The following is a 7,211-nucleotide window of genomic DNA, read 5'->3' as shown; positions in this document are numbered from 1 at the left end:
CGCTCGAAAAAACATAGAGCTAGAGCGTTAAGCTGAAAGCATAACGCTCTAGTCGTTGACGGGCAGCACGATCTGCGGGATCAGTTTTTCCGGCAGCACCGATTTGTCCTCGACCGGCGTGACGGCGGTGCCGACCGCAAAAAACTCGATCACATGCGGCTGCCAATTGTGCGAGCCTTCATGCAGTTGCACGCCGACCACGCCCTCGGCCTTGGCTTCATGGGCCTCGCGCTGCATCCGCTCCATCGCCAGCTCGCGGGCATCGTAGAGGGCCTGGGTGAATACCTCGATCTCGGCGTTGCGCCCGACATTGCCGAGGGATTTCATCACGCCCTGATGCGCCATGTGATAGACGCAGGAGCCCATCACCATTTCCAGCGGCCGATAGCCTGATTGCAACAGCAGCCACAGATCCTGGCCGGACAGGTCGGAGGTGAAGGGTTTGCCGCCGACACCCTTGAACATCGGATGGCCGGCGGAATGCGCGATCGCGGTGCCGATCGCCATGAATTCCAGGATATCCTTATCCCACTCCATGCGTTTGACTTCGAGGCGCACGCCGACCACGCCATCGGCATGCAAAGCGGCGGCTTCCTGCTCCATGCGCGCCATGGCGAGTTCGCGGGCGTGATACATCGCCTGGGACAGCACGGTCATTTCCTGGTTGCTGTTCCAGGAGGTGTATTGCACCCCGACGTGATAGATGCACGATCCCACCACCAATCCGAGCGGTTCGAACCCGGCCTCGCGCACCATCAGGAATTCATTGACCGAAAAATCGGAGGTGAACACGCCTTCGTGACTGCCTTCGGAGCGGAGTCCACGCAATCGTTCCAGCGCCTGATGCGACAATTGGCCGTCTGGGATTGTACTAATGACCGACATAATGGGTTTCGCTCCGGATTTCGTGATTACAGACAGTAATGATCCCGCGATTTCTTGGCTGCGTGCGCAACGACAACGAATTCATCCTATGCGATCGGGCCTGGAGGTCAAGCGATCCGCCGCTCCGGCCCGGGACCGGGCGACGCCGAAGCGATCCCGTCGTGCGAACGACGGCGCGGCGCGGCCGAGGATCGGTTTCCAGCCAGAAGAGTCATGGTTTTGCCGATTTATCCCGAAATTTGAGGTACATATGGATGATCATCGCCACGATGACGATGACGAAGACAAACTTCATCATCATGAAACCAAGCGCCAGCATATCCGCCACAAAGCCGAACACGATGATGGCCGCGAGATAGATCGCCAGCAAGACCAGAATATCCTTGACGATGCGTGACATGAAGGTTCTCGCAAAAATGGCGGCAGGGTCCGGCCGTTTTGCAACGACCGCCCCGTTTCGCCGATGATCATCCTCAGGTGGTTGGATCGGCAGCGATACCAAAACACTGTTTCGTGTTCGGTGCGCGCTGCCTGCCCTCATGATCCCCGGCGGGCATCACACGGGATCGATCCGTTCACCAGGCAGGGGGCCACGAACAACCGCCGCGAAACCGCGCCACTCACCGTGAGCGATGCCACGATCATCCAGAACAGCATCAGACAGACGGTCAAGGCCTCGGCGCTGACTTCGAACAGCGCCAAATGGAGTTGTGCGGCCAGGGCATAGGTCGATGCCGTGTAAACCCCGATCGGGAAGGTGAACCCCCACCAGCCGAGATTGAACCGCATGCCGAGGCGCAGGTAGCGCAATGTCGCCAGGACAGCGAAGGCGAGCCACCAGGCGCCATAGCCCCACAGCACCACGCCGCCGATCAGCCCGATGCCCTGCGCCGCGTCGGCGAGCGAACCCAGCCCGGCCGATGCGAAGACCCGCGGCGCATCGGCCCCGAGCAGAAGCAGACCGAGCGCGCCGGTGCCGATCGGCCCGAGCGTGAGCCACGAGGACGGCGCCATGTCGTGATGCGGCAGATTATGCACGACCAGCCGCAGCAGCAGGATCACGATGATGCCCAGCGCGGTCGGCACCGAATAGGCCCAGAGCGCGTAGCAGATCATATCGATCGCCAGGCTGATGTGCGGATCGGCCAGATGCGGCAACAAGCCCGCACCACTGGCCGCCGCCACCTCGGCCGCCACCACCGGCAGCAGCCAGATCGCCGTCATCCGTTCGATCGCGTGATCCTGGCGGGTGATCATCAGGAACGGCACACCGAGCCCGATCACCAACGCCATCGCCACATCGATCCACCAGAGCACCGTCGCGATCTCGATCGCGGCCGGTCCCCAGAGCGGGATGCCGAACACGACGAAACCGTTGATGATCGTGGCAAGCCCCATCGGGATGGTGCCGAAGAACATCGACATCGTGGGATGGCCGAATACCCGCGCCGCTTCACGCGGAAACAATATCCAGCGCGCACCGTACATCAGGCTGAACAGTGCGAACAGCACGATGTTGCCAAGCCATAGGCTGCGCGCCACCGCGTGCAGACCATCGATGGCGATCGGGAGTTGGTTCAGGTCCAGCGCCAGAATTCCGGTCCCCATGGTGGCGGCGAACCAGTTCGGCGTGAAATGGCGGATGATCGGGATCAAACCGTCGATATCGCGGCTGCGGGTGGGGCTGAACGTCTCGGTGGTCATCGGCTACTCTCCAGAAAACGCGGCGCGATCCCGCCGCGCTGCAATCAATAGACGATCCGGAACGATCAGTATAACAGATTAAATAGTTTATTATGATCGTGTAAACGGATTGATGCCGTCGATGCAGAACCGCCAGACCGACACGGCGGTTTTCAACCATGGATAATTCGGCCATCGTCCCGTCATCCAACGGAGGCAGCCATGACCTATGAAATGATCGCGATCGAAACCCACGGAAAGGTCGGCCTCGTCCGCCTCAACCGGCCCAAGGCGCTGAATGCGCTTTGCGACCAGTTGATGACCGAACTCGGCGCCGCGCTGCGCGCCTATGATTCCGACCCGGCGATCGGCGCCATCGTCATCACCGGATCGGACCGCGCCTTTGCCGCCGGTGCGGATATCAAGGAGATGCAGGGCCGCAGTTACCCCGACACGGCGCTCGATGATTTCATCGGCCAGTCCTGGGAGATCGTCACCACCATCCGCAAGCCGGTGATCGCGGCTGTCGCCGGCTATGCGCTTGGGGGCGGTTGCGAACTCGCGATGATGTGCGACCTGATTCTCGCTGCCGACACCGCCAAATTCGGCCAGCCCGAAATCAATCTCGGCGTGATCCCCGGTGCAGGTGGTACCCAGCGCCTGACGCGGGCGATCGGCAAGTCGAAGGCGATGGAGATGATCCTGACCGGGCGGATGATGGATGCGGTGGCCGCCGAGCGTGCCAATCTGGTCGCAAGGGTGGTGCCCGCGGCCGACCTGATCGACGAGGCGCTCACGCTGGCGGCGAGCATCGCGTCCTTGTCACCGGTCGCGGTGGCGGTCGCCAAACGCAGTGTCAATCGCGCGTTCGAGACGAGTCTGGCCGAAGGGGTCCATTACGAGCGCGCGACGTTCCTGTCCCTGTTCGGCACCAGGGATCAGCGCGAAGGCATGGCGGCGTTCGTTGAGAAACGGAAGCCGGATTTCAGCTGATCGGCCGAATTGATCCGACTGAACCGGGCCGGTTCAGTCGGATGGGATGCGCGTTGCTCTAGAGCGATATGCGATTAAGTTGACGCGACAGCGGCAACATAATCGCATGAAATCGCTCGAAAAAACATAGAGCTTGAGCGTTAAGCTGAAAGCATAACGCTCTAAAACGGAATTTCATCGTCCAGATCGCTCGCGCCGCGCCCAGCGTCCCAACCGCTGGCTGCCGGGCTGCGTGCCGGGGCCGGGGTGCTGCCGGCGTAACTACCGCCGCCGCCACTTCCGCTCCCGCCGGTCGGCCGGTCGAGCAGGACCATTTCGGCGCCGAATCGGCCGAGCATGATCTCGGTGGTATATTTTTCCTGGCCGGACTGATCGGTCCATTTCCGGGTCTGCAACTTGCCCTCGAGATAGATTTTCGAACCCTTTTTCAGATATTTTTCCGAAACATCCGCAAGGCGGTCGTTCATCACCACGATTCGATGCCATTCGGTCTTTTCCTGGCGCTCGCCGCTCGATTTATCGTTCCAGGATTCCGACGTCGCGACGTTGAAACTGACGATTTTCATCCCCGCCTGGGTGGTGCGGACCTCGGGGTCCTTGCCCAGATTACCGACCAGAATAACCTTGTTCACACTACCTGCCATCGTCGATCCCCTATTTTCCTGCGCGCGACCGGTCGATCATGGTCCGCCGAATGCGTCTAGACCATTGCCCTGCCCCTTTCCAGACTCGGAAATCAACGCCATATTCCGCACGAACATAACGGAAACATTTTCATGAGCGGGTCAGGCTTCATCACCGTGCGCGGCGCGCGCGAGCACAACCTCAAAAACGTCGACGTCCGCATCCCGCGCGACAAACTCACCGTCATCACCGGCCTGTCCGGCTCCGGCAAATCCTCCCTCGCGTTCGACACGATCTACGCCGAAGGCCAGCGCCGCTACGTCGAAAGCCTGTCGGCCTACGCGCGCCAGTTCCTCGAACTGATGGGCAAGCCCGATGTCGACAGTATCGAGGGTCTCTCCCCCGCGATCTCGATCGAACAGAAAACCACCTCGAAAAACCCCCGCTCCACCGTCGGCACCGTCACCGAAATCCACGACTATATGCGCCTGCTCTGGGCAAGGGTCGGCGTGCCCTATTCCCCCGCCACCGGCCTGCCGATCGAGGCGCAGACCGTCAGCCAGATGGTCGATCGCGTCATGGCAATGCCGGACGCCACCCGCCTGCTCCTGCTCGCGCCGGTGGTGCGCGACCGCAAGGGCGAATACCGCAAGGAACTCGCCGAATTGCAGCGCCGCGGCTTCACCCGCGTGAAAATCGACGGCAAACTCTACGAAATCGCCGAAGTCCCCGCGCTGAACAAGAAAATCAAGCACGAGATCGAAGCGGTGGTCGACCGCGTCGTGGTCAAGGAGGGCATCGAACAGCGCCTCGCCGACAGTTTCGAAACCGCACTCGCCATGTCGGACGGCATCGTTTACGCCGAAAACGCCGACACCAACGAGCGCACCGTGTTCTCCGCCCGTTTCGCCTGCCCGGTCTCCGGTTTCACCATCGAGGAAATCGAGCCCCGCCTGTTCAGCTTCAACTCCCCCCACGGCGCCTGTCCGGACTGCGCCGGCCTCGGCACCGAAACCTTCTTCGACCCGCATCTGATCGTGCCGGACGAAACCAAATCCCTCGCCCAACAAGCCATCGCCCCCTGGTCCAACGCCCAATCCCCCTATTACGACCAGACCCTGACCAGCCTCGCCAAATTCTTCAAGGTCAAAATGTCGACCGCCTGGGAAGATCTGCCGCAAAAAGTCCGCGACGCGATCCTGTACGGGGCAGGGGAGGCCGAAATCGAGTTCCAATACAAGGACGGCGTGCGCGCCTACGGGGTCAGCAAATCCTTCGAAGGCGTCGTCCGCAACCTCGAACGCCGCCTGCGCGAGACCGACAGCATCTGGGTGCGTGAGGAACTCTCCCGCTACCAGGCCGACCGCCCCTGCAAAACCTGCCATGGTGCGCGCCTCCGCCCGCAGGCGCTGGCCGTGAAAATCGACGGTGAAACCATCGCCGGCGTCTCCGACCTCTCGATCAAGGACGCCCGCAACTGGTTCGGCCGCACCCTCGAAACCCTCACCCCGCAGCGCCAGGAAATCGCGCGCCGCATCCTGCGCGAAATCACCGAACGGCTGCAATTCCTGGTCGATGTCGGGCTCGACTATCTCTCTCTCGCGCGCGGCTCCGCCACCCTGTCGGGCGGTGAAAGCCAGCGCATCCGCCTCGCCAGCCAGATCGGCTCCGGCCTCACCGGCGTGCTCTACGTGCTCGACGAACCCTCGATCGGCCTGCACCAGCGCGACAACGAACGCCTGCTCGGCACGCTGCGCCGCCTGCGCGACCTCGGCAACACGGTCCTCGTGGTCGAACACGATGAAGACGCCATCCGCAGCGCCGACCACGTGATCGACATGGGCCCGCTCGCCGGCATCCACGGCGGCGAACTGGTCGCCGAAGGCACCATCGCCGAAATCGCCGCCAACCCCCGCTCGCTCACCGGCGATTTCCTCTCCGGCCGTCGCGGCATCGCCATCCCCGCCCAGCGCCGCCCGATCGATCCCGCCCGCATGCTCAGCCTGATCGGCGCGCGCGGCAACAACCTCAAAAACGTCACCGGCGCCTTCCCGCTCGGCGTCTTCACCTGCATCACCGGCGTCTCCGGCGGCGGTAAATCCACCCTGGTGATCGACACGCTCTACAAAGCCGTCTCCCGCCGCCTGATGGGCTCGGGCCAGGTGCCCGCCCCCTACGACCGCATCGACGGCCTCGACCAGCTCGATAAAATCATCGAAATCGACCAATCCCCGATCGGCCGCACCCCCCGCTCCAACCCCGCCACCTACACCGATCTGTTCGCCCCGATCCGCGACTGGTTCGCCGAACTCCCCGAAGCCCGCGCCCGCGGCTACAAATCCGGCCGCTTTTCCTTCAACGTCAAAGGCGGCCGCTGCGAAGCCTGCCAGGGCGACGGCGTGCTGAAAATCGAAATGCACTTCCTGCCGGACGTGTTCGTCAAATGCGACACCTGCAAAGGCAAGCGCTACAACCGCGAAACCCTGGAAATCAAATTCCGCGACCTCTCGATCGCCGACGTGCTCGACCTCAACGTCGAAGAAGCCATGGCCTATTTCGCCGCCCAGCCCCGCATCCGCGACCGGCTGGAACTGCTGATGAAAGTCGGCCTCGGCTACGTCAAACTCGGCCAATCCGCCACCACCCTGTCCGGCGGTGAAGCCCAGCGCATCAAACTCGCCAAGGAACTCGCCCGCCGCGCCACCGGCCGCACGATCTACATCCTCGATGAACCCACCACCGGCCTGCACTTCGAAGACGTCCGCAAACTCCTCGAAGTGCTCCACGCTTTGGTCGATACCGGCAACACCGTTATCGTGATCGAACACAACCTCGAAGTCATCAAAACCGCCGATTGGGTGATCGACCTCGGCCCTGAAGGCGGCGACGGCGGCGGTGAAATCGTCGCCGCCGGCACGCCGGAAGACATCGCCCTCGTGCCCCGCTCCCACACCGCCCGCTTTCTTGGCCCGCTGCTCGCACCGCAGAAACGGCCGGAGCGCAAGCGCAAGCGGGCGTGACGCCGA

General features: G+C 62.5%; 6 protein-coding genes. 2 read left to right on the top strand and 4 right to left on the bottom strand.

Going from position 1 to position 7,211, the window contains the following annotated elements:
- Positions 1-48: 48 nt before the first annotated feature.
- The 3 genes from ACP5E6_RS08290 to ACP5E6_RS08280 all read right to left on the bottom strand — a co-directional run bounded on the left by ACP5E6_RS08290 (position 49) and on the right by ACP5E6_RS08280 (position 2,589).
- Positions 49-885 (bottom strand): heavy metal-binding domain-containing protein, encoded by an 837-nt coding sequence (locus ACP5E6_RS08290; RefSeq protein WP_427953698.1) that lies wholly within the window; start codon positions 883-885, stop codon positions 49-51.
- Between the two features lie 211 nt (positions 886-1,096).
- A complete protein-coding gene (locus ACP5E6_RS08285; protein ID WP_427953696.1) occupies positions 1,097-1,285 on the bottom strand; it encodes a hypothetical protein in 189 nt (62 codons plus the stop codon).
- 137 nt (positions 1,286-1,422) lie between these two features.
- The gene (locus ACP5E6_RS08280; RefSeq protein ID WP_427953694.1) at positions 1,423-2,589 is read right to left on the bottom strand and encodes a TDT family transporter; all 1,167 of its coding nucleotides are present in this window, start codon (positions 2,587-2,589) and stop codon (positions 1,423-1,425) included.
- Between the two features lie 201 nt (positions 2,590-2,790).
- On the opposite strand from ACP5E6_RS08280, the gene ACP5E6_RS08275 reads away from it, so the two are divergent.
- Positions 2,791-3,561: an enoyl-CoA hydratase gene (locus tag ACP5E6_RS08275; RefSeq protein ID WP_427953692.1), complete on the top strand. Its 771-nt coding sequence runs from the start codon at positions 2,791-2,793 to the stop codon at positions 3,559-3,561.
- Between the two features lie 161 nt (positions 3,562-3,722).
- Here ACP5E6_RS08275 and ssb read toward each other — a convergent pair whose 3' ends face one another.
- On the bottom strand, positions 3,723-4,205 hold the full coding sequence (gene ssb, locus ACP5E6_RS08270) for a single-stranded DNA-binding protein (protein ID WP_427953690.1): 483 nt from the start codon (positions 4,203-4,205) through the stop codon (positions 3,723-3,725).
- Positions 4,206-4,337: 132 nt separating this feature from the next.
- Between ssb and uvrA the strand changes: the two genes are divergently transcribed.
- A complete protein-coding gene (uvrA, locus tag ACP5E6_RS08265; protein WP_427953688.1) occupies positions 4,338-7,205 on the top strand; it encodes an excinuclease ABC subunit UvrA in 2,868 nt (955 codons plus the stop codon).
- Positions 7,206-7,211: the final 6 nt, after the last annotated feature.

This window comes from Acidiphilium sp., assembly GCF_049977125.1.
Classification (GTDB): Bacteria; Pseudomonadota; Alphaproteobacteria; order Acetobacterales; family Acetobacteraceae; genus Acidiphilium.
The sequence above is the reverse complement of the archived record's forward strand: the minus strand, read 5'-3'. Positions and strand labels throughout refer to the sequence as shown.

Coding starts and splice junctions, on each gene's coding strand:
- uvrA (WP_427953688.1), top strand. CDS start 4,338: ATGAGCGGGTCAGGCTTCATCACCGTGCGCGGCGCGCGCGAGCACAAC.
- ACP5E6_RS08290 (WP_427953698.1), bottom strand. CDS start 885: ATGTCGGTCATTAGTACAATCCCAGACGGCCAATTGTCGCATCAGGCG.
- ACP5E6_RS08280 (WP_427953694.1), bottom strand. CDS start 2,589: ATGACCACCGAGACGTTCAGCCCCACCCGCAGCCGCGATATCGACGGT.
- ssb (WP_427953690.1), bottom strand. CDS start 4,205: ATGGCAGGTAGTGTGAACAAGGTTATTCTGGTCGGTAATCTGGGCAAG.
- ACP5E6_RS08275 (WP_427953692.1), top strand. CDS start 2,791: ATGACCTATGAAATGATCGCGATCGAAACCCACGGAAAGGTCGGCCTC.
- ACP5E6_RS08285 (WP_427953696.1), bottom strand. CDS start 1,285: ATGTCACGCATCGTCAAGGATATTCTGGTCTTGCTGGCGATCTATCTC.